Source organism: Curvibacter sp. APW13 (genome assembly GCF_032337135.1).
Taxonomy (GTDB): domain Bacteria; phylum Pseudomonadota; class Gammaproteobacteria; order Burkholderiales; family Burkholderiaceae_C; genus Allorhodoferax.
Genome location: NZ_JAVXZZ010000002.1, coordinates 494,592 through 514,830, shown reverse-complemented (window position 1 = coordinate 514,830; position 20,239 = coordinate 494,592). Strand labels below are relative to the sequence as shown.

The window sequence follows — 20,239 nt, the reverse complement described above, 5'->3', positions numbered from 1 at the left end:
CTTACGATGCCGGCTTTTTTGGGGCTACCAGCCGGCACGATGCCGCCTCCGGATAACCCGTCCGGTTTCCCCACAGCTTACGCTCCCTGCCATGGAAAAACTTGACGCAACTCAAACTCGGCTCACAGACCTCGAAATCAAGCTGAGCTATACCGAGCACCAGCTGGAGCAGCTCGACGCCGTGGTGATCCGCCAGCAACAGCAGATCGACGCGCTGATTGCCGAGCTCAAACGCCTGCGCGAGGCCGGCACGGCCGAGACCCAGCCCGGCCAGCGTTCGCTGCGCGACGAGCTGCCACCGCATTACTGAGCGGGGTTAGCGCTGCAGACAACACATCGTTGATCATCGGCACCATGGCAATCACGCTGTTTCACGCCCCAAGATCCACCGGCCAATGGGCTTGGATCCATGCTGTCCGCTGGCTGTGCATTGCTGTCAACTGTGCATTCGTGGTCGCCATGGCCGGATGCAGTCCGGCTGCTCCACGCCCAACCCCACAAACTGGGCAAAAAGCCGTCAGCGCAAAAAAGGATGTCGTTCCGCCAGGTGTCTTCGAGACCACGTCGAACCAGGCTCCTTCGGACAGGGTCGATGTGGTGGATGCCAATTCAGCCACACTGAAAAGACGGGCGCAACCCACCGCCTCGCTACTCGATGATGCCGACGCCTGGATCTACAGTTCCGCTGCATCGCAAGCACAACTCATGCGCTTGGGCATTGATCCAAGCAGCGGGACCCGTCTTTGGTCCAACCTGCTTCGGGCCAAAGGTCTGCTGGTTGGGCGCATCAGCCAAGCGGATGAAATCGATCGAATCAACCACTTCGGACTGATCGTCCTTCCTCAGGCTATCGTCCTTTCGGAGGCCGAAAAGAGTGCGCTACGTCGCTGGCGTCAACGCGGCGGATCGCTGCTTACGACCTGGGAAGTCGCAACCTATGCAGAAAACGGAGCGCGTGTCGGTGACAGGTTCATGCAGCAGGACCTGGGCATCCATCCCGCGCGCCGCAGTGTCATCCCCGACACAAATAACTACCTAACCCCGCGCACCGATTTCAGCGTTCTGCAGTCGCTGGATACGGGAACCCGGATTTGGCTGGAAAAATCCCCGAAGCAGCCCTACTTGCCTTTGCGCGGCGGCAAGACCCTGGCGAAGCTGACCGATTGGACGCGTTCGGTCGCTTCGGACGGCGAGGAGAGCGCGTTGATCCAAGTGCTGGAAACACGGGTATCGAAAACCGTCTCTGCCCGCATAGCCAGCCTCGGATATGCCGAACAAAGCTGGCAACGCATGAATCCAGACCATTTCAATGCACTCCATGGTGACATCGTGGACTGGCTCATGCGAAAGCCTCGCGCAGCGCTTGCCTATTGGCCTGGACTCCACACGGCCGCTATCCTGCCAGCGCTGCGCCAAGACGCTACCTCGACGGCACAGTCAGCAGACTGGATCAACCGATTCAGCCGAAATGGGTTTCCTCTGAGCGTTTATCAGCGCGAAGGGCAAGGGGAGCCGACCATGCCCGCCAGCGCAGAGCCGTTGATTGCGAATCCATGGCTGGAGCAGGCTCGTATGCTGGACGCCAGCGAGAGCGCCAATCCGCAAGCTTCCTGGCCACGTGCACTGCGCGAGCGGCTTGCGGATGGCCCTGTGGTGGTAAAGCCGGGTTATCTCCGCGGTTTTGGCGGACCGTCGCTGATGCGCGGTGAAATCGCCAATCCGGGCACCGCTACCGATCACATTCTTGTCGCCATGGAGGCCGGCGAAGCGGCGCTGCCCTACATGCTGACACCACAACGCCCCACTGTGGTCGTCCTTCCGCTGACCCTGGCTTCGATGGACCACCGCATCAGGCAGGCCAATCCAGCGCGCGGCTTCGACAGCTACCTGGCCGACATCACCCGATCGCTCGAATGGGGAGGACTCACAACGGTAAGCATCAGTTCGCAGGATGCGGTCAGCCCGGCACAGAAGGATCGCTTGCTCAGCCACATACGCGGGGGGCAATCCGGCGCCTGGGTGGCGAATGCAGGGCAAATTGCGCAATGGTGGACTGCCCGTGCGGGTGTGCGCCTTGAGCTCAGGGAGCAGGGAAAGGCGTGGCACCTCCACGTGAACTCCGCCAACCATTGGGAACATTCTGCGGGCATTGCCGTTTGGGTATCCATGCCGGCTGCACATGTGTCCGTGGATGTGACGAGCACCGCTGGCGCTGCAGCGCCGGCAGTCATTCGCGTCGACGAACAGCGCTCCGTGCTGCTGTTCGACCGTCTACCCCAAGGACGCAGTATCTGGCAACTGGCGTTCCGGGACGCAGCGGCACAGTAGCCCTGCATGACTGTCACCATGCGCATCGACGTTAGGATCAGGCCGTGATATCCATTCGCCCACTTGTTCTTCTGGCCCTGCTGCTCCTTTCGATGACAGGCAGTTGGGGGAGCACCAAGGCACCGGCCATTTACCTTTATGTCAGCCCGACGACGGTAGACGCTTGGCCCGACAAGGCAGCAGGCTATGCCGATGTTCTCAATCCATGGCGCCGCTATCTCAAGAAGTTCGGCAGCGATGCCAAGGAAATCGGTCGCAGTGAGCTTCTGGCCCTGAATGAACACAGGGGTGTGGTCATTCTTCCTAGCAGTACGGCACTGGACCCCTCGGAGCGATCGGCACTGCTGCGTCTGTCGCAACACGGGACGAGTCTCTTCGGAACTGGACTGATCGGTAGCCAAAACGAACGCCAAGCATCGACTGGACTGGATTTCCTGCACGGGCTCTTTCGCATCCAGACCCATGGTGAATTCACGTCCGATGACGGCTTGTTCCTGATGCCATTTGGGGATGGACCGATCACCTGGCCCGTCCCGGCTGGACGGCGGATCGATATCGGTGGTGACGGCGGATCGCGGGCCATCCGGGTGGAGTCTCGCCAGTTGGCTGCAGTCATGCTGGGGTGGGATCGCCTGCTGGACACCAAGCCGCATGGTGCCCTGGCCTTTGACGAGTCCGATCGCAATCGCGTGGTCTACCTCGGTTTGCCTGAAACAGCGTGGCCCTCGAAGAAAGCGGGAGCAACGGCGCTGGGCGCTATCCTGGACGCGAGTCTGGCCTGGCTGCGTCGCAAACCGCAGGTCTTCAAGGCTGCCTGGCCGCACGCCCGGCAGGCAGCACACCTCATCGAGATGGATACCGAAGACCGCTACTACTCTGCAGTCAATCTCGCGCGGGATCTGGAGAAGTACGGGTATCGTGGCACGTTCTACAGCCTGACGAGCGAAGCCATCAAATACCCGGCGATCGTCAAGGAACTCATGCAGCGAGGGCATGAAATCGCGTACCACGCAGATGTGCATTACGGGTTCGGCAGGCTACCAGCCCAGGAGCAGGAACTGCGCATTCAATTCATGGTCCAGCAAATGCGCGGCATCCTAGGTGAGGACACCCGCTATGCCACCGGCTTTCGCGCACCAACGGAATCCTACGACCATACGACGGAGCGGCTATTGCGCAAGCACGGACTGCGCCATCATGCCGCCGATCCTGCAGCCAGCGAGGACCGCTTACCCTTCTTCTCGATCGCAGAAAGTGGTTTGTCCGCAGAAGAGGCTTTGGTGGTTCTGCCGCGAACCCAGTGGGATGATGTGAACTTCACATCACTGCGGCTTACACCGGACGCTGTCTCGCGTGTGCTGGAATTCGACTTGGATCTGAATTTCCGCAGCGCCGCGTTCAGCTTGCTCTCGGTGCATTCCCAGTACTACACCGATGGAGCGCTGATGGACCGCGTAATGGCAGACTACGTGCGCAAGGTCGCCAGATACGGCGACAAGTTGTGGGTTGCCCGGGGAGACGCCATTGCACAGTGGTGGCGTGACCGTGCTCAAGTGAGTATCCAGCAGGCACCTCAGGACGATGGCATCCTGCTGACCCTTTCGACCCCCAAGAAGGTCGAAGGGATCACTGTCATGGTGACACTGCCGAAAGCCAATGCAGCCGTTCGCTGGGTCGACACAGGGCAGCCTTCAAGCGGCCCCGTGCGCGTCGTTGCACTGGACCCCCAGCGCACCGCCCTGGTCTTTGACCGACTGGAACCAGGGCAGGTGAAAGGGCTTATCAGCGTGCACTAGCCCCGCAGGGTGCCCAGAACGGGACGGCTGGTACCGTCAGACCACTTCGCGCGCGCTGATCTGGTACTTGAAGTCGTCCGGCGCGTAGGAGTCCACGCGACCTGCAGCGGTTTCGGCCACGGGGTACATGAAGAAGCCCAGCTTGGGGCCGGTAGAGCCGGGCAGTACCAGGTCGTGCGCATTGTTGTAGGCCATCCAGTTGCCTTCCCAGCCGCCGAACAGGCCTTGCTTCACCGGGGCGATGAGCGGGTGCTCGGTGGTCTTGATCCACTCGGTCGTTTCCTGACGCATCACCTTGGCCACGTCGGCCGGGTCCATGGCCACCCAGCCGTAGCCAGCCAGGTAGACCTCGGCGCGGCAGTGCTGCGCGCCTTTCAGGCTAGCCGAGTTGCCACCCAGCTCGCGGTAGCCGAAGGCACTGGGAGCCAGCCGGATGCCGTACACGTCGCGCGCGGGCAGACCCACGGCACGGCACAGACCCACGAACAGGGCGTTGAGGTCGGCACACTTGCCGCCCAGGTTGTGGGTTTCCAGCATGGTCTTGATGTCGCCTTCGCCGCAACCGCGCACCTTGGGTTCGCGGTAGGTATTGGTGACCACCCAGTTGAAGATGGCGCGGGCCTTCTCGACATCGGTCTTGGCACCCTTGGTGGCCTCCAGCGCGGTCTCACGCACGATGCCGTCGGTGGGCAACAGCTGGGTGGCACGGCGCCAGAACTGCAGGTCGGAGGCGTCGGCCGCTGCGGCGGTGCCTTTGGCGCTGAGGTCCTGGGCACGGCTCTGGGTCTGGATGCGGCTGGTCAGTTCCACAAAAGGCTTGGCTTCGCTGGCGGCGAATTCCACCTGCAACATGCGGGCGCCGTACTTGCCGTCCACCGCCGCTCTAGCCTGGCCGTTGCTGCTGTAGCTGCTTTCCAGCGAACGCTGCCATTCGCTGTTGATGCTGGGAATGGGCAGCCACACCTTGGTTGCGCCCTGGGGCTTGGCAATGTCCACGCGGGTGGTCACCTCGAAGGTGCGCCAGGTGCCGGGCGTGGGGGTAAAGGTGCGGCTGGCGGGGGCGGCAGGTGCTGCGGACTGGGCCAGGGCCGACAGGGGGAATGCGCTGGCCGACACTGCGGCAGCGGAAGTTTGCAGAAAAGCGCGGCGCGCGACAGCGCCCTTGCGGTCGAAAACGGTGGTCATGAAAGGATCTCCGGCAATAGGCTCCCAAAGGCTTTGGGAGCGAAAAACGCGTACGGCGCAACTGAGGTGCCCCGAATGGCGAGAACAGCGATTATCCTTGGCCGGCCGCCTGTTTTCTGGAGCTTCCCCTCTTGCCATGCAGCCGCTACGCTTTTGGTAGCTGCCTACGCAATATCCACGAGGGCTAGCACCTGTTTTTGCACTCAACTTCCCGTGACTGACGCCACCCAGCCGCCCAGCCCCTTCACCGTGGACGACCTCTCTGCCCAGGCCCTGCAGGCCTTCGAGCAGGTGGTCAGCACCACGGCGGGCTTTCGCCCGCGCCTGGGGCAGCACGAAATGGCCGAGCTGGTGGCACAGACGCTGTCCAGCGGCGACCTGGGCGAGCACCCGAACCCGCTCAAGTCCATCGCCGTCATCCAGGCCGGCACCGGCGTGGGAAAGTCGGCCGCCTACGCCAGCACCGCCATCACGCTGGCGCTGCTGCGCAAGACCCGCGTCATCATCTCCACGGCCACGGTCGCGTTGCAGGAACAGCTGATGCAAAAGGACCTGCCGGCCCTGTCGCGTGCCATGCCCCTGCCCTTCAGCTTTGCCTTGGCCAAGGGACGCGGGCGCTTTGTCTGCAAGATCAAGCTCGAGCGCCTGGCCGGCAATGGCAGCGCCATCGAAGAACTGTTTGACGACGCGCCAGCCATGGTCAAGCCCAAGGCCTTCGCCGGGCAGGAAGACCCGCTGGAGCGCCGCTTCAAGCTCTACGACACGCTGGCCGGCCTGCTGGCCGCCAACGCCTGGGACGGCGACCGCGACAACCTGGCCCTGCCGCCGGACCCCAGCGACTGGGCCACCGTGGCGGCCGAACGCCACAGCTGTACGGTGCGCCACTGCCCGCGCTTTCGCGATTGCAGCTACTACAACGCCCGCACCAAACTGGCCGAAGCCAACGTCATCGTCGCCAACCACGACCTGGTGCTGGCCAGCTTGGGCATGAAGACCCTGCCCGAGTTGGACAACTGCCTCGTGGTGTTCGACGAAGGCCACCACCTGCCCGCCGTGGCGCTGGACCAGTTTTCCAGCAGCATGGACCTGAGCAACTTGCGCTGGCTCGACAAGCTGCCCAAAACCATGCAGGAGGTCGCCACCCGCATGCACCTGCACCTGGGCGACGACGTGAACACCGTCACCACCCAGCTCAAGGGTGTGCTCACGCAAGTGGCGCGCATGGCCATGGACCTGGTGTGGGCCCAGACCGGGCGCGAAGCCAGCGGCGAAGGCATCGACGGCACGCTGCGCTTTGCCAACGGGGTGCTGCCCGAAGAACTGAAGGAGCCCGTGGGCCAGATCCTGGCGCAGGCCACGGGCCTGAGCAAGGCGCTCGAAACCCTCGGCACCAACGTGAAAGCCCTGGCCAAGGAAGACCCTTCGCTGGCCGTGCTGGCCTCGCAGATGTACGCGCGCTTGGGCGGCCTGGCGCCCAAGCTTGGCAGCCTGGTCTCCACCAGCACACTGCTGCTGGAGCACGGCGAGCAACCGCTGGCCAAGTGGCTGCAGGCCAGCAGCGGTGGTGGCTACCTGACCATGACGGCCCATGCCTGCCCCATCGTCCCCGGCGACCTGCTGCGCCAGTTCCTCTGGAGCAAGGTGCGCGCCGCCGTGGTGACCAGCGCATCACTCACCAGCTGCGGCAGCTTCGACTACTTTTTGCATGAGGCCGGGCTCTACGGTGCGCCCCACGTGCAGGCGCGCGAGGTGGCCAGTCCCTTCAACTATGCCGCGCAGGGCCAGCTCACGGTGGTGCACACCAAGGCCGAGCCCAAGGACGCCAACGCCTACACCTCCGAGATGGTGGCACTGCTGCTCAAGGACATTGCCGCCGTGAAACGCGGTGCACTGGTGCTGTTCACCTCCAAGGCGCAGATGCGTGCCGCCACCGACGCACTGCCCCCGCAGCTGATGGACCGCGTGCTGGTGCAGGGCACCCAGTCACGCGCCAAGCTGCTCGCGGCCCATACGGCGCGGGTGGAAGCGGGCAACCCCTCGGTGCTGTTCGGCCTGCAGTCCTTTGGGGAAGGGCTGGATTTGCCAGGCATGCTGTGCGAAACCGTGTTCATCGCCAAGCTGCCCTTTGCGCCCCCCACCGAGCCGGTGGACGAAGCCCGCGCCGAGTGGCTGCGCAGCACCGGCGTGGACCCGTTCAACGCCCTGGTCATCCCCGCCACCGGCATCAAGCTGCTGCAATGGACCGGCCGCGCCATCCGCACCGAAGACGACCAGGCCCAGGTCATCTGCTATGACAAGCGCCTCACGCAAACGGCCTACGGGCGGCGCATGCTCGCCGGGCTGCCACCGTACCAGCTGGGGAAGCGCGAAACCACGTACCTGCGCTAGAAGGACAAAAGCCTGCGACCCTTGCGGATCGCAGGCTTTACTGAAAAAAGAGCCCGAATCAACCCTTGGCGTTCGCGTCCTCGAAGTCCTTGCGCAGTTGCTGCAGTTCTTCCGGCTTCAGGCGGTTGCCGTACTGGGCGACAACACGGCCGGCACAGTCGTTGGCCAGCCGGGCGGCCTGGGCGTGGCTATAGCCTTGGGTCACTGCGAAGAGGAAGGCGCCGGCAAACATGTCGCCCGCACCGTTGGTGTCAACGGCCCTCACCTTGGCGGCTTCCACCGCCGTACGCTTGCTGCCTTCGATGACGATGCAGCCCTTGGCACCACGGGTCAGGCACACGGTGGCCGCGCGTGGCGCGAGGCGGTCGCACACGGTGTCAATGTCCTTGGAGTCGCACCACACCAAGGCTTCTTCCTCGTTGCAGAACAGGTAGTCAAGCTTGCCGGTGTCTTCACCGCCGACCATGGCTTCCAGTCCGGCACGGCAGAAATTGATCATGCTCATGTCGGACAGGGTGGTAGCCAGCTTCACACCCGCGGCGCGAGCGATGGCACGGCCCTTGAGCGCAGCGGCCAGGCCGCCGGTCTGGGCGGCCAGGTAGCCTTCCATGTAGTAGACCTTGGCATTGCGGATGGCATCTTCGCGCAGGGCACTCTCTTCCAGCTCGCTGGTAGCCCCCAAAAAGGTGCTCATGCTGCGTTCGGCGTCGGGCGTGACCATGACCATGCAGGTGCCAGTCTGACCACTGCTGGCGAGACCGTCCACCAGGTTGCTCTGCACGCCGTTGGCGGCCAGGTCGTCGCGGTAGAAACGGCCCAAGGCATCGTCCGCCACGCGGCAGGCGTAGAAGGCCTTGCCACCGAGCTGCGACAGTGCCACCACGGTGTTGCCGGCGGAGCCGCCACCGGTGTGCCGCGAATGCTGGCCCTGCACCCCGTGTTCCAGGGTGGTGCGGCGCTCCGCGTCGATGAGCGTCATGTGGCGCTTTTCCACGCCCAGGGCCTGCAATTGCGCGTCGGAGACTTCGTATTCCGAGTCCACCAGCGCGTTGCCAATGGCGTAGAGGTCGATTTGCGCCATGCTCATTGCTCCACGAAGGCGCGTTCGACGACGTAGTCGCCGGGCGTGGTGGTGCTGCCTTCCTGGAAGCCACGGGCGTTAAGGAGTTCGCGCATGTCCTTGTTCAACGCCGGGCTGCCGCAGATCATGATGCGGTCGTTGGCCGGGTCGAGCTTGGGCAGACCCAGGTCCTGCTGCAGCTTGCCGCTGGCCAGCAGGTCGGTGGCACGGCCGCGGTTCTTGAAAGGTTCGCGGGTGACGCTGGGGTAGTACAGCAGCTGCTCCTTCACGTACTCGCCCAGGTACTCGTGGTTGGGCAGGTCGATGGTGATGTAGTCCGCGTAAGCCAGTTCCTTGACTTCGCGCACGCCATGGAACAGCACGACCTTTTCGTACTTCTCGTAGGTGGCCGGGTCGCGGATCAGGCACAGGAATGGGGCCAGGCCGGTGCCGGTACCAATGAGGTACAGGATCTTGCCGGGCAGCAGGTAGTCGATGAGCAGAGTGCCGGTGGGCTTCTTGCCCACCACCAGCTTGTCACCGACCTGGATGTGCTGCAGGCGCGAGGTCAGCGGGCCATCGGGCACCTTGATGCTGAAGAACTCCAGGTGCTCCTCGTAGTTCGCGCTCACGATGCTGTAGGCACGCAGCAGGGGCTTGCCGTCCACGCGCAGGCCGATCATGGTGAAGTGGCCATTGGAAAACCGCAGCGCGGGGTCGCGTGTGGTCTTGAAGCTGAACAGGCGGTCGGTCCAGTGGTGAACGTGGGTAACCGTTTCTTCGAGGAATGCACTCATGGGAAGCCCTGCAATAATTGCCGTGAGGGAAAACCCGATAGTGTAAAACCCCGGCGCTGCATTCTTTGAGACATATGTCGCATATGGATAGCACGCACACGCATAAAGAACTTTGTCCATGCCGCCTGCCACCGCCCCCACACCTGCCCTGGTCGCCTGCCTGTGCGCCCAGTGGTGCCTCACCTGTGGCGCTTACCGCAGCGTGTTCGATGCCCTGGCGGCCGAGATGCCGGACGTGCGCTTTGTGTGGGTGGACATCGAGGACGAGGCCGACCTGGTGGACCCGATCGAGGTGGAAAACTTCCCTACCCTGCTGATCGGAGCCGGCGATGACGTGCGCTTCTTCGGCACCGTGATGCCGCACGCTGACACACTCAAGCGCATGGTGCAAACCCAGCTCGAGCCCGGTGTGCGGGCCGCCGCAGCCGACCCGGACGTGCAGGCGCTGCTGACGCGGCTGCAGGCACAATAGGCCTTCACGCGAGCCGGTAGCCGGCCACGAAAACCACCAAAGGTCGTTGGAGCCTTGGCACACAAATGAGAAATGATCGTTGGTACCGTGTCCTCACGCGGACACTGGTTTGGATCGGCCTGACTGCAGGGGCCACGAATGCAGCCTACGCACAACCCAGTCCGGTGCTGGTGCTGGGCACGCCCCGCCCCGACGGCAATTACGCAGGCACGCTGCTGCGACGCATCCACACCGAGCTCTTCAACCGCCTGGGCGTGCCCATCGAAATACGCACGCTGCCAACGGCGCGGCTTGCGCTGGAGTTGGGGAATGGCGGCGTTGACGGCGACCTGTCACGACCACTGGCGTTTGGCGACAGCCAACCCAACCTGGTTCGCATTGAGGAACCCGTGCTGGAAATCACCTACGCGCTGTGGGCCACCAACCCCGGCTACCGGCTCACCAAGCTGGAGCAACTGCGCACCAGCCACTACACCGTCACCTACACCCGCGGCGTGGTCTTTTGCGAAGACCTGCTCAAGGCCCAATTGGCACCGGATCAGGTGGTGGATGTCACCACCACCGCCAATGCGCTGCACATGCTGCACTACGGACGCAACGAGCTCCACTGCGGCGTCGACGCAGCGGTACTGTCCGAGGCAGGCAATGCCGAATTTGCAGGCAAGCCTGCGCCCATCAGGGTACTCACCCTGTCCAAGCCCGACCTCCTGTACCCCTACCTGCAGCGCAAGCACGCTGCCCTGGCAGTGCAGGCAGCGGTCACCCTGCGCAAGATGAAAGCCGACGGTACCCTGGAGCGCCTGCGCCGGGAAACGCTGCGGGAGTTCAATCTGGCTGTGGGACAGTAATCCAACGATCAGCTATTGCGCCAGCACAGTCCAGGGCGCGAGCACACCGTCGAACGCGTTGGTGGGTTTGCCGTGGCTGGCCGCGCTGACCACGGCGTCCAGCATCGTCCCCATCCATGCCCTCATTGCCACATGGGGTTTGGACTGGCTGTCCGCCAGGAGGTCCAGGGTTGGCACGCCCCTCGCCATCAGGTTGACCAGGAAATGCAGTTCATAGCGACGTCCGCCAACATTCGACTCGACAAAAACCAGCTGTAGCACCGTCTGTTGCTGACCGCCGATGTCCAGGGGTTTGAAGCGGGCTACAGCACATCGGTCCAGGCGCCCCCGAACGCGATTGATCTTCACAATCGACTCCCCTTCACATGGATCCCCAAGCCAGGCATTGGTTTCATCCGCGCCAACCGAGACGACCATGGTCTGAATCGCATCCCAATGGTGGTCATCCGCATACACAAGCACAGCCCATGGCATGGGCTTATCGAACATGCCACCAGTGGCTTTCGCAATGCCCGACTTCGACAGCAGGGCCGCAGCAGGACGGTAGATGGTGGAACCAGCCAAGGTATCCCCAGGCGCCACCGCATACCCAGGCTGCGCCTGTGCAACGAACTTGCCATCCTCGAACAACTCCATCGCACCGGCGTGCGCAGACACCAGCATCCAGGCCAGTACAGACAACCATCTTTTCATATTTTCTCCCTTCACAAACCCATTCAGCAAAGGGCTCAAGGCCCCAGCCACTGTTTGTACCATGGCATGGACAGGCCCATCGCCTGCCAGTCCACCTCGCCGCGCACCACGCTCATCGGTTGCCCCTTGGCACTAATGAGCACACTGGTCGGAAAGATGCCGATGCCCCAGCGCTTGGCCAGCGCTCCTTGCGGATCCGTGAGCACGGAAAGAGTCCAGCCTTGGCGTTGGACAAAGCGCTGCACCGCCTCGGGCGACTCCTTGTAGTTCACGGCCAGCACGACCAGCTTGTCGCCGTACCGGGCCTGCAAGGCCTGCAGCGAGGGCATCTCGGCGCGGCAGGGCTCGCACCAGCTGGCCCAGAAGTTCAGCAGCACTACCTTGCCCCGCAAATCGCGTACTGTCCACTCGCGGCCTGCAAGGTCGGTTCCCAGGGTTGAAGGCAGCGCCATGCCCCGCGGGGCTGGAAGCACCTCGTAGCCGTCCGAGGCCCAGGCCTGGCCCGGTCCACCGAGTAGGAGGCAGAAAAAAAGCGCCCACAGTCGGGCTGTGAGCGCTTTTCTAGGCGTCATACCGATCTCTAGCCCGCTTAAGTACTGCGTCAGCAGCTAGAAATTCGATAGCGGCTGCAGCGGAATCAGAGCTTGGCTTCCACCCAGGCCTGCACGCTGGCCAGGGCTGCGCCCAGCTTGGCGGGCTCGGTACCTCCGGCCATGGCCATGTCGGCCTTGCCGCCGCCCTTTCCGCCCATCTGGCCGGCTACGAAGTTGACCAGTTCACCGGCCTTGACCTTGTCCGTGGTGTCGTTGGTCACACCCACGGCCACCTGCACCTTGTCGCCCTGGACGACACCAAGCACGATGACCGCGGTCTTGAGCTTGTCCTTGAGCTTGTCCATGGTGTCGCGCAGGGTCTTCACGTCGGCGCCGTCGAGCTTGGCAGCCAGCAGCTTCACGCCCTTGATGTCGAGCGCCTGGGTGACCAGCTCGTCGCCCTGGGCAGATGCCAGCTTGCCCTTGAGTGCGCTGACTTCCTTTTCCAGCGCCTTCATCTGCTCCAGCACCTGGGCCAAACGATCGCCGAGTTCAGCCACCGGGGCCTTGAGCGCAGCGGCTGCGCCTTCCACCTGGGCTTCCAGGCTTTGCAGGTAGGCCAGTGCGTTGGCACCGGTCACGGCTTCGATGCGGCGCACGCCAGCGGCTACGCCGCCTTCGGCAACGACCTTGAACAGACCGATGTCACCCGTGGCCTTGACGTGGGTGCCGCCGCAGAGTTCGCGGCTGGAGCCGATGTCGAGCACGCGCACGGTCTCACCGTACTTCTCGCCGAACAGCATCATGGCGCCCGTCTTCTGGGCCGACTCGATGTCCATCACACGGGCCTGCGCCGTGGCGTTGGCCAGAATTTCGGCATTGACTCGGGCTTCGATCTCCCGGATCTGGGCATCGGTCACGGGCGCGTTGTGGGCAAAGTCGAAGCGGGTGCGCTCGGCATTCACCAGCGAACCCTTCTGCTGCACATGCTCGCCCAGCACTTCGCGCAAGGCCTTGTGCATCAAATGAGTGGCCGAGTGGTTGCGCACGGTGGCAGCACGCAACGTGGCGTCCACATGGGCGGTGACGGCGTCACCCACGGCCAGGATGCCGCTTTGCACCACGCCGTGGTGGCCAAACACGTCAGCCTTGATCTTCTGGGTGTCTTCCACCTGGAACAGGCCGCCATCACAGAAGATGGCGCCCTGGTCACCCACCTGGCCGCCGGACTCGGAGTAAAACGGCGTGCTGTCCAGCACCATGACACCGGCTTGACCTGCTTTCAGGGTGGCGACCGGCGTACCGTCTGCGTAGAGCGCTACGATTTTCGTAGCTTGCGTAAGGTGTTCGTAGCCCACAAAGGTGTTGCCAGCGCCGGTGTATTCCAGCGCCTTGTCCATCTTGAACTTGCCCGCAGCACGGCCCTTGGCCTTCTGGGCTTCCATGGCCGCGGCAAAACCGGCGCTGTCCACTTCGACACCGCTTTCGCGGCAGACGTCGTTGGTCAGGTCGAGTGGGAAGCCGTAGGTGTCGTGCAGCTTGAAGGCCACCTCGCCGGGCAGGGTCTTCACCCCACCGGCCAAGGCTTCGTCCAGGATCTGCATGCCCGTGGCCAGGGTCTCAAAAAAGCGCTCTTCTTCCACGCGCAGCACCTCGGTGATGCGGGCTTCCTGGTTGGCCAGGTTCGGGTAAGCGGCCCCCATGACCTGCACCAAGTCCTTCACGAGCTTGTGGAAGAACGGGGTCTTCTGGCCGAGCTTGTAGCCGTGGCGGATGGCGCGCCGCACGATGCGGCGCTGCACATAGCCGCGACCTTCGTTGCTGGGGATGACCCCGTCGCTCACCAGGAACGCCGTGGCACGGATGTGGTCCGCAATCACCCGCAGGCTCTTGTTGTCGAGGTCAGTGCGGCCGGTTTCACGGGCTGCAGCCTTGATGAGCGTGTCGAACAGGTCGATCTCGTAGTTGCTGTGCACGTGCTGCAGGATGGCGGCCAGACGCTCCAGGCCCATGCCGGTGTCCACGCAGGGGGCAGGGAGCGGGGTGACGGAGCCGTCTTCATGCATGTTGAACTGCATGAACACGTTGTTCCAGATTTCGATGAAGCGGTCACCGTCTTCTTCGGGGCTGCCCGGAGGGCCGCCAGGGATGTGGGGGCCGTGGTCGTAGAAGATTTCCGAGCAGGGACCGCAGGGACCGGTGTCGGCCATCATCCAGAAGTTGTCGCTCTTGTAGCGGCCGCCCTTGTTGTCGCCGATGCGGATCACGCGGTCTGCGGGCAGGCCGATTTCCTTGGTCCAGATGTCGAAGGCCTCGTCGTCTTCGGCGTACACCGTGGCCAGCAGGCGCTCGGGCGGCAGCTTGTAGACGGTGGTGAGCAGCTCCCAGGCCCACTTGAGCGATTCACGCTTGAAGTAGTCACCGAAGGACCAGTTGCCCAGCATCTCGAAGAATGTGTGGTGGCGGGCGGTGTAGCCCACGTTTTCCAGGTCGTTGTGCTTGCCACCGGCACGCAGGCAGGCCTGCACGGAGGCTGCGCGCACGTAGGAGCGCTTGTCGGTGCCGAGGAACACATCCTTGAACTGCACCATGCCCGAATTGGTGAACATCAGGGTCGGGTCGTTGCCGGGCACCAGGGGGCTGCTCGCCACCACGGTGTGGCCCTTGGAGGCAAAGAAGTCGAGGAAAGTCTTGCGGATGTCGGCAACACTCATCACGGGTGTGGTCATGGCGTTCAGTCTTTGGGCAAAAGGTTCAGTCAAGCCTTGTATTATCGCCCGTTGCCACCCGATGGACGCCCAAAGAAATAAATTAGGAGCACCCTTGATGAAAAAGCCCAACACCCTCACCCACGCCCTGTCCCGCCGCATCGTCGTGGGGGCCGCTGCTGCCCTGGCCCTGGGCGCCCTGCCCGCCGCCCCGGCACTGGCACAGAGCAAGACCGTGTTGCGCATCTCGTCCCCCGCCGTGCCGGATGACTGGCACGCCAAGATGTGGACCGTGTTCAAGGACGCGCTGGAAAAGAGTGCGCCGGGCGAATTCGACGTGCAGATCAACCTCAACGCCAGCCTGTTCAAGCAAGGTGCCGAGCCCGCCGCGATGGCGCGCGGCAACCTGGAGCTGACTACGGTGTCGGCCGCCGACATTGCCAAGATCGTGCCCGAGTTCTCCATCTTCACCGCGGGCTACGTGGTGCGCGACCCGGCCCAGCAGCAGAAGATCTTCAACGGCCCGATCGGTGCCGAGATGTTCAAGACCGTCTCGGACAAGATGGACATCACGGTGCTGTCCACCTGCTACCTGGGCACCCGCCAGGTCAACCTGCGCGAAGTGCGCAATGTGAAGACGCCCGCCGACCTCAAGGGCGTGAAGCTGCGCATGCCCGGCTCCAAGGATTGGCTGTTCCTGGGTGAGTCCCTGGGTGCCACAGCGACCCCGCTGGCCTTCGGTGAGGTCTATCTGGGCCTCAAGGCCGGCACCATCGACGGCCAGGACAACCCACTGCCGACCGTGAAGGCCGCCAAGTTCTATGAAGTGACCAAGCAGATCGTGCTGACCAACCACCTGGTCGACGGCCTGTTCATTGCCATTTCCAACAAGAGCCTCGCTGGCATGACCCCGGCGCAGAAGCAGAAGGTGCAGGCCGCGGCCCAGGCTGCCGCCCAATACAACAACGACAACCGCCGCAAGGAAGAAGCCGAGCTGGTCGAATTCTTCAAGAAGGAAGGCCTGCAGGTCACCACGCCCGACCTCGACGCCTTCCACAAGACCGTGCAGGCTGCCTACCAGAACGCCGACTACGCCAAGGTCTGGCCCAAGGGCCTGCTCGAACGCATCAACGCGACGAAATGAAGCCCCCACGCTTGCCACTGCTGTGTGCTGCGCTGCCCCCCAATGGGGCGCAGCCTAGCTTGGGGCGGCCCGGCGCGTCGGCTATCCACTTCTCACGATGACACGCTGGCTTCAGGCCGCCGCCAATCTGGTGGGCGGCACCCTCTTCCTTGCCCTGTTCCTGGTCTTCCTGGTCCAGATCGGGGCGCGCTTCGGGCTGAACAAACCCTTGCCGTGGACGGACGAGGCCGCCGTCATCCTGTATGTGTGGATCATCCTGTGGGCGGCGGCCACCATGGTGCCTCGCCGGGAGCATGTGGTGTTTGACCTGCTGTGGAATAGGGCTGGCCTCCGCACCCGCATGGCCATGGCCATTGTTGGCAACCTGCTGATCGGTGGCTTGTCACTGGTGGCCCTGCCTGCCAGCTGGGACTATGTGCGCTTCATGGCGCGCGAAGGCACACCGGTGCTGAACGTGCCCTTCATGGCGGTGTACCTGCCCTTTGTGCTGCTGCTGGTCGCTCTGGTGGTCCGCAGCGGGTGGGCCATCGTGCAGGCCGTGCGTGGACAAGGGCTGGATGTGGAGCTGCAAGCATGAGCACATCCCTGTGGACCCTAGTGGGTGTGATGGTGGCCGGCATGCTGCTGCGCATGCCGATCGGCTTTTCCATGCTGGCCTCGGGCGTTGGCTACCTGCTGGTCACCAAGCAGGACCTGGGCCTGGTGGCTGAGCAGGTGTGCAACGGCTTGTACAACAACTATGTGCTGCTGGCGGTGCCGCTGTTCGTGTTTGCCGCCAACATCATGAACGCCGGCACGGTCAGCGAACGCATCTTCGACTTCTGCCGCATCCTGGTGGGGCGCATGCGCGGCGGACTGGCGCAGGTGGACATTCTGGTGAGCGTCATCTTTTCGGGCATGAGCGGCAGCGCCATTGCCGACGCCGCCGGGCCAGGCCTGGTAACGATCCGCCAGATGCTCAAGAAGCCCGAATACACCCGTGGCTTCGCCGGTGCCGTGGTGGTCGCCAGCGCCACGCTGGGGCCCATCATTCCACCCAGCATTCCGATGGTGATCTACGCACTGGTGTCGGGGGCTTCAGTGGGCGCGCTGTTCCTCGGTGGTGTGGTGCCCGGGGCGCTGATGGCCATTCTGATGATGGTGGTGGTGCACATCATTGCTACCAAGCGCAACATGCCGCGCGACGAGCCGGTACCGCGCTCCGAATGGGCCGGGCTCATCTTCCGCGGGGCCCTGCCGCTGTCCATGCCCATCGTGCTGCTGGGCGGCATCTACAGTGGGGCCTTCACGCCCACCGAGGCCGCCGCCGTAGCGGCATTGCATTCACTGATCCTGGCCGCCGTCATCTTCCGCGCCCTGAGCTGGCGTAGCTTCTGGGGGGTGGTGCTCGAATCCACCCGTGGCAGCGCGGTCATCACGCTCATCCTGGCGGGCTCGTACATCCTGAACTACGCCTTTACCTCCGAAGGTGTGCCGCAGGCCATGGCGCAGTGGGTGGACGGCATGCACCTGAGCCAGCTGCAGTTCCTGCTGCTGGTGAACCTGCTGTTCCTGGTGCTGGGCTGTTTCCTGGACGTGTCGGTGCTGCTGCTGGTGTTTGTGCCCATGCTGCTGCCCGCGGCCAAGCTGCTGGGCGTGGATCTGGTGCACTTTGGCGTGCTGGTGGTGCTGAACATGATGATCGGGCTGATTCACCCGCCCTTTGGCATGCTGCTGTTCGTGACCAAAGCGCTCACCGGCATTCCGATTGGAGAGATGATGAAGGAGGGCTGGCCCTTCCTGCTCATGCTGCTCGCCCTGCTGCTGGCCATGACGGTGTTCCCGCAGATCGTTCTGTGGCTGCCGCAGACCATGGGCTACGTCACGCGCTAGCCCGCCTTAGCGTGTGGGCGTTCAGCGCATGTGCGCGCCACCGGTGGCCGGCAGGTGGCCCGATAGTGTGGGCCGCACGGCGGTCAGGAAATTGCTCAGCACTTCCGGCAGCACGGCCCCCTTTCGCCAGGCCAAGCCAACCTCCAGCTCCGGCAGCGGTTGCGTCAATGGCCGTGCTTCGATGCGGTCGCCTTCCAATGACCAGGGGCGGTAGAGCATGTCGGGTAGCACAGACACTCCCGAGCCCGTAGCCACCAGGCTACGCACCGCTTCCACCGAAGAAGTGCGGATCAGTACCTTGGGGTCCACCTGCGTGTGACGCCACAGGCCCGTGGTTGCGTCGCCGAGTTCATCGGCCTGCAGCAGTATGAGCGACTCGCGAGCCAAGGCTTCCGGGTCGATCTTCTCGTTGTCGGTCAGGCGGTGGTTCACCGGGCACCACACGCGCCAGCCAGAACGCAGGATCACCTCCCGGTCCAACGCCCGGTAGTTCTGCAACTGCGAGGTAGCGATCAGCGCCACATCGAGTTCGCCGCTGACCAGCAGGTGCTCCAGGTAGTCACGGCGGTCTTCCGTGATCTGCACCTGGATGCGCGGGAACACGCGCCGGAAGCGGTCCAGCAGGAATGGCAGGTAGTAGCCCACCATCAGGCTGGTCACGCCGATGTTCAAGCTTCCGGTCACGGTGTGGGGGCGCGAGGCCAACGCGTCGCGGGCGTTGCGCATGGCCACCTCGATCTGGTGCGCATGGCGCAAGAACTGGTGGCCGGCATGGGTCAGGGTCATGCCTCGCGCCTTGCGCTCGAACAGCAGGGTTCCCAGGTCCGCTTCGATCTGGGCGATGGCAGCCGAAACCACCGATTGCGACACGCCCAGTTCCTGAATCGCGGCCGAAATCGAGCCGGATTCGGCGACTGCAATGAAATACCGAATGCTCTTGAAAGAGGTACTCATGACATCGTTTCGTGAAATCAGATAGCAAATGGCCGCAGCACAGGGGGAAAACCCGCATCCATGCACCACAAAAAACTAGGGTAAACCACTAGAAGACACCAAATTGGGGCTAGGTTTCTGTTTTTTCGATAGATTGTATTGGAGCGATCGGGTAGATGGCAAAAATCTCGCTCACTACCATTGCGCCAAGCCCATGAATCCCTATTCCTGAGCCCAACCCCTGGGTACCTGCAGGTGCCCGAACAACCCGAGACAGGAGACTTCTGATGAAAAAAACACGTGCATTCCTTACCGGACTGCTGGCAGTCGCCGCAGCGGCCTCGTCCCTGGCAGCGCCACCCTCCGCCATCGGCAAAGGCGAAGGCCAACTCAATATCGTGGCCTGGCCCGGCTACATCGAGCGCGGTGAGACCGACAAGGCCTACGACTGGGTCACCATGTTCGAAAAGGAATCCGGTTGCAAGGTCAACGTCAAGACCGCGGCCACTTCCGATGAAATGGTGTCTTTGATGAAGCTCGGCGGCTACGACATCGTGACCGCCTCGGGTGATGCTTCGGGCCGCCTGATCGCCTCCAAGCTGGTGCAGGAAGTCAACATCAACCTGGTGCCGAGCTACAAGAACATTGACAAGCGCCTGCAGAACGCAGCCTGGCACACGGTCAATGGCGTCCACTACGGCGTGCCCTACCAGTCGGGCCCCAACGTGCTGATGTACAACACCGACGTCTTCAAGAAAGCACCCGACTCCTGGTCCGTGGTCTTCGAAGAGCAGAAGTTGGGTGACGGCAAGTCCAACAAGGGCCGCGTACAGGCCTACGACGGCGCGATCTACATTGCCGACGCTGCCCTGTACCTGATGCACAAGAACCCCGCTCTGGGCATCAAGGATCCCTACGAACTGAATGAAAAGCAGTATGCCGCCGTACTGGACCTGCTGCGCAAGCAAAAGCAGCTGACCCACCGCTACTGGCACGACGCCACGGTGCAGATGAACGACTTCAAGAATGAAGGCGTGGTGGCTTCCAGCTCCTGGGGCTTCATGGTCAACAGCCTGCAAGGCGAGAAGAAGCCCATTGCTTCCGTCATCCCCAAGGAAGGCGCTACCGGTTGGGCTGACACCACCATGCTGCACGCCAATGCCAAGAACGTGAACTGCGCCTACAAGTGGATGGAGCACCAGCTGTCCGACAAGCTGCAGACGCCATTGGCCGAGTGGTTCGGTACCGTCCCCGTGACCGCCAGCGCCTGCAAGGTGAAGTCGCCCGGTGGCAGCACCGAAGTCTGCAAGACCAATGGCTGGGACGACCTGGACAAGATCAAGTTCTGGAAGACCCCCACCGCCAAGTGCGCCACCCAGGGTGACAAGTGCGTTCCCTACGCCAAGTGGACGATGGACTACATCGCCATCATGGGTGGCCGCTGATCTCGGTCTGAAGATCGTTCACGAACATTTCCTCGCA

General features: G+C 63.2%; 17 protein-coding genes. 10 read left to right on the top strand and 7 right to left on the bottom strand.

Annotation, left to right across the window (positions count from 1 at the left end):
* The first annotated feature begins 91 nt into the window (after positions 1-91).
* Genes RQP54_RS10665 through RQP54_RS10655 form a run of 3 tightly spaced genes read left to right on the top strand, consistent with a single transcriptional unit; the run spans position 92 to position 4,124 of the window.
* Positions 92-310 carry a SlyX family protein gene (locus tag RQP54_RS10665; protein WP_315678251.1) on the top strand — a complete coding sequence of 73 codons (219 nt, stop codon included), beginning with the start codon at positions 92-94 and terminating at the stop codon, positions 308-310.
* A 44-nt stretch (positions 311-354) separates the two neighbouring features.
* On the top strand, positions 355-2,328 hold the full coding sequence (locus tag RQP54_RS10660) for a hypothetical protein (protein ID WP_315678250.1): 1,974 nt from the start codon (positions 355-357) through the stop codon (positions 2,326-2,328).
* A gap of 44 nt (positions 2,329-2,372) precedes the next feature.
* Positions 2,373-4,124: a polysaccharide deacetylase family protein gene (locus RQP54_RS10655; RefSeq protein WP_315678249.1), complete on the top strand. Its 1,752-nt coding sequence runs from the start codon at positions 2,373-2,375 to the stop codon at positions 4,122-4,124.
* A gap of 36 nt (positions 4,125-4,160) precedes the next feature.
* Here RQP54_RS10655 and RQP54_RS10650 read toward each other — a convergent pair whose 3' ends face one another.
* A complete protein-coding gene (locus RQP54_RS10650) occupies positions 4,161-5,309 on the bottom strand; it encodes a transglutaminase domain-containing protein (RefSeq protein ID WP_315678248.1) in 1,149 nt (382 codons plus the stop codon).
* A gap of 213 nt (positions 5,310-5,522) precedes the next feature.
* On the opposite strand from RQP54_RS10650, the gene dinG reads away from it, so the two are divergent.
* On the top strand, positions 5,523-7,697 hold the full coding sequence (dinG, locus tag RQP54_RS10645) for an ATP-dependent DNA helicase DinG (protein ID WP_315678247.1): 2,175 nt from the start codon (positions 5,523-5,525) through the stop codon (positions 7,695-7,697).
* A 58-nt stretch (positions 7,698-7,755) separates the two neighbouring features.
* Here dinG and RQP54_RS10640 read toward each other — a convergent pair whose 3' ends face one another.
* Positions 7,756-8,778: an adenosine kinase gene (locus RQP54_RS10640; RefSeq protein WP_315678246.1), complete on the bottom strand. Its 1,023-nt coding sequence runs from the start codon at positions 8,776-8,778 to the stop codon at positions 7,756-7,758.
* Between the two features lie 2 nt (positions 8,779-8,780).
* The gene (locus tag RQP54_RS10635) at positions 8,781-9,554 is read right to left on the bottom strand and encodes a ferredoxin--NADP reductase (protein ID WP_315678245.1); all 774 of its coding nucleotides are present in this window, start codon (positions 9,552-9,554) and stop codon (positions 8,781-8,783) included.
* Positions 9,555-9,672: 118 nt separating this feature from the next.
* Here RQP54_RS10635 and RQP54_RS10630 point away from each other — a divergent pair, with 118 nt between their 5' ends.
* Both RQP54_RS10630 and RQP54_RS10625 read left to right on the top strand, forming a co-directional pair.
* Entirely contained in the window at positions 9,673-10,026 is a 354-nt protein-coding gene (locus RQP54_RS10630) for a thioredoxin family protein (RefSeq protein ID WP_315678244.1), read from the top strand.
* 65 nt (positions 10,027-10,091) lie between these two features.
* Positions 10,092-10,874, top strand: a complete 783-nt coding sequence (locus RQP54_RS10625) for a hypothetical protein (RefSeq protein WP_315678243.1) — start codon at positions 10,092-10,094, stop codon at positions 10,872-10,874.
* 12 nt (positions 10,875-10,886) lie between these two features.
* Here RQP54_RS10625 and RQP54_RS10620 read toward each other — a convergent pair whose 3' ends face one another.
* The 3 genes from RQP54_RS10620 to alaS all read right to left on the bottom strand — a co-directional run bounded on the left by RQP54_RS10620 (position 10,887) and on the right by alaS (position 14,829).
* Entirely contained in the window at positions 10,887-11,567 is a 681-nt protein-coding gene (locus tag RQP54_RS10620; protein WP_315678242.1) for a hypothetical protein, read from the bottom strand.
* Between the two features lie 35 nt (positions 11,568-11,602).
* On the bottom strand, positions 11,603-12,139 hold the full coding sequence (locus RQP54_RS10615) for a TlpA disulfide reductase family protein (RefSeq protein WP_315678241.1): 537 nt from the start codon (positions 12,137-12,139) through the stop codon (positions 11,603-11,605).
* A gap of 65 nt (positions 12,140-12,204) precedes the next feature.
* Positions 12,205-14,829: an alanine--tRNA ligase gene (alaS, locus tag RQP54_RS10610; protein ID WP_315678240.1), complete on the bottom strand. Its 2,625-nt coding sequence runs from the start codon at positions 14,827-14,829 to the stop codon at positions 12,205-12,207.
* Between the two features lie 97 nt (positions 14,830-14,926).
* Between alaS and RQP54_RS10605 the strand changes: the two genes are divergently transcribed.
* The 3 genes from RQP54_RS10605 (at position 14,927) to RQP54_RS10595 (ending at position 17,824) form a co-directional block, all read left to right on the top strand.
* A complete protein-coding gene (locus RQP54_RS10605) occupies positions 14,927-15,952 on the top strand; it encodes a sialic acid TRAP transporter substrate-binding protein SiaP (RefSeq protein ID WP_315678239.1) in 1,026 nt (341 codons plus the stop codon).
* 97 nt (positions 15,953-16,049) lie between these two features.
* Positions 16,050-16,529: a TRAP transporter small permease gene (locus RQP54_RS10600; RefSeq protein ID WP_315678238.1), complete on the top strand. Its 480-nt coding sequence runs from the start codon at positions 16,050-16,052 to the stop codon at positions 16,527-16,529.
* The gene (locus RQP54_RS10595) at positions 16,526-17,824 is read left to right on the top strand and encodes a TRAP transporter large permease (RefSeq protein ID WP_315678237.1); all 1,299 of its coding nucleotides are present in this window, start codon (positions 16,526-16,528) and stop codon (positions 17,822-17,824) included. The genes RQP54_RS10600 and RQP54_RS10595 overlap by 4 nt, the downstream gene beginning before the upstream one ends.
* Positions 17,825-17,845: 21 nt before the next feature.
* Here RQP54_RS10595 and RQP54_RS10590 read toward each other — a convergent pair whose 3' ends face one another.
* On the bottom strand, positions 17,846-18,778 hold the full coding sequence (locus RQP54_RS10590) for a LysR family transcriptional regulator (RefSeq protein ID WP_315678236.1): 933 nt from the start codon (positions 18,776-18,778) through the stop codon (positions 17,846-17,848).
* 266 nt (positions 18,779-19,044) lie between these two features.
* On the opposite strand from RQP54_RS10590, the gene RQP54_RS10585 reads away from it, so the two are divergent.
* The gene (locus RQP54_RS10585; RefSeq protein ID WP_315678235.1) at positions 19,045-20,202 is read left to right on the top strand and encodes an ABC transporter substrate-binding protein; all 1,158 of its coding nucleotides are present in this window, start codon (positions 19,045-19,047) and stop codon (positions 20,200-20,202) included.
* Positions 20,203-20,239 lie beyond the last annotated feature (37 nt).

Bases quoted from the DNA above. Each gene is read 5' to 3' on its own strand.
- RQP54_RS10665 (WP_315678251.1), top strand. From the start codon at position 92: ATGGAAAAACTTGACGCAACTCAAACTCGGCTCACAGACCTCGAAATC.
- RQP54_RS10660 (WP_315678250.1), top strand. From the start codon at position 355: ATGGCAATCACGCTGTTTCACGCCCCAAGATCCACCGGCCAATGGGCT.
- RQP54_RS10650 (WP_315678248.1), bottom strand. From the start codon at position 5,309: ATGACCACCGTTTTCGACCGCAAGGGCGCTGTCGCGCGCCGCGCTTTT.
- RQP54_RS10640 (WP_315678246.1), bottom strand. From the start codon at position 8,778: ATGGCGCAAATCGACCTCTACGCCATTGGCAACGCGCTGGTGGACTCG.
- RQP54_RS10635 (WP_315678245.1), bottom strand. From the start codon at position 9,554: ATGAGTGCATTCCTCGAAGAAACGGTTACCCACGTTCACCACTGGACC.
- RQP54_RS10630 (WP_315678244.1), top strand. From the start codon at position 9,673: ATGCCGCCTGCCACCGCCCCCACACCTGCCCTGGTCGCCTGCCTGTGC.
- RQP54_RS10625 (WP_315678243.1), top strand. From the start codon at position 10,092: ATGAGAAATGATCGTTGGTACCGTGTCCTCACGCGGACACTGGTTTGG.
- RQP54_RS10620 (WP_315678242.1), bottom strand. From the start codon at position 11,567: ATGAAAAGATGGTTGTCTGTACTGGCCTGGATGCTGGTGTCTGCGCAC.
- RQP54_RS10615 (WP_315678241.1), bottom strand. From the start codon at position 12,139: ATGACGCCTAGAAAAGCGCTCACAGCCCGACTGTGGGCGCTTTTTTTC.
- alaS (WP_315678240.1), bottom strand. From the start codon at position 14,829: ATGACCACACCCGTGATGAGTGTTGCCGACATCCGCAAGACTTTCCTC.
- RQP54_RS10605 (WP_315678239.1), top strand. From the start codon at position 14,927: ATGAAAAAGCCCAACACCCTCACCCACGCCCTGTCCCGCCGCATCGTC.
- RQP54_RS10600 (WP_315678238.1), top strand. From the start codon at position 16,050: ATGACACGCTGGCTTCAGGCCGCCGCCAATCTGGTGGGCGGCACCCTC.
- RQP54_RS10595 (WP_315678237.1), top strand. From the start codon at position 16,526: ATGAGCACATCCCTGTGGACCCTAGTGGGTGTGATGGTGGCCGGCATG.
- RQP54_RS10590 (WP_315678236.1), bottom strand. From the start codon at position 18,778: ATGAGTACCTCTTTCAAGAGCATTCGGTATTTCATTGCAGTCGCCGAA.
- RQP54_RS10585 (WP_315678235.1), top strand. From the start codon at position 19,045: ATGAAAAAAACACGTGCATTCCTTACCGGACTGCTGGCAGTCGCCGCA.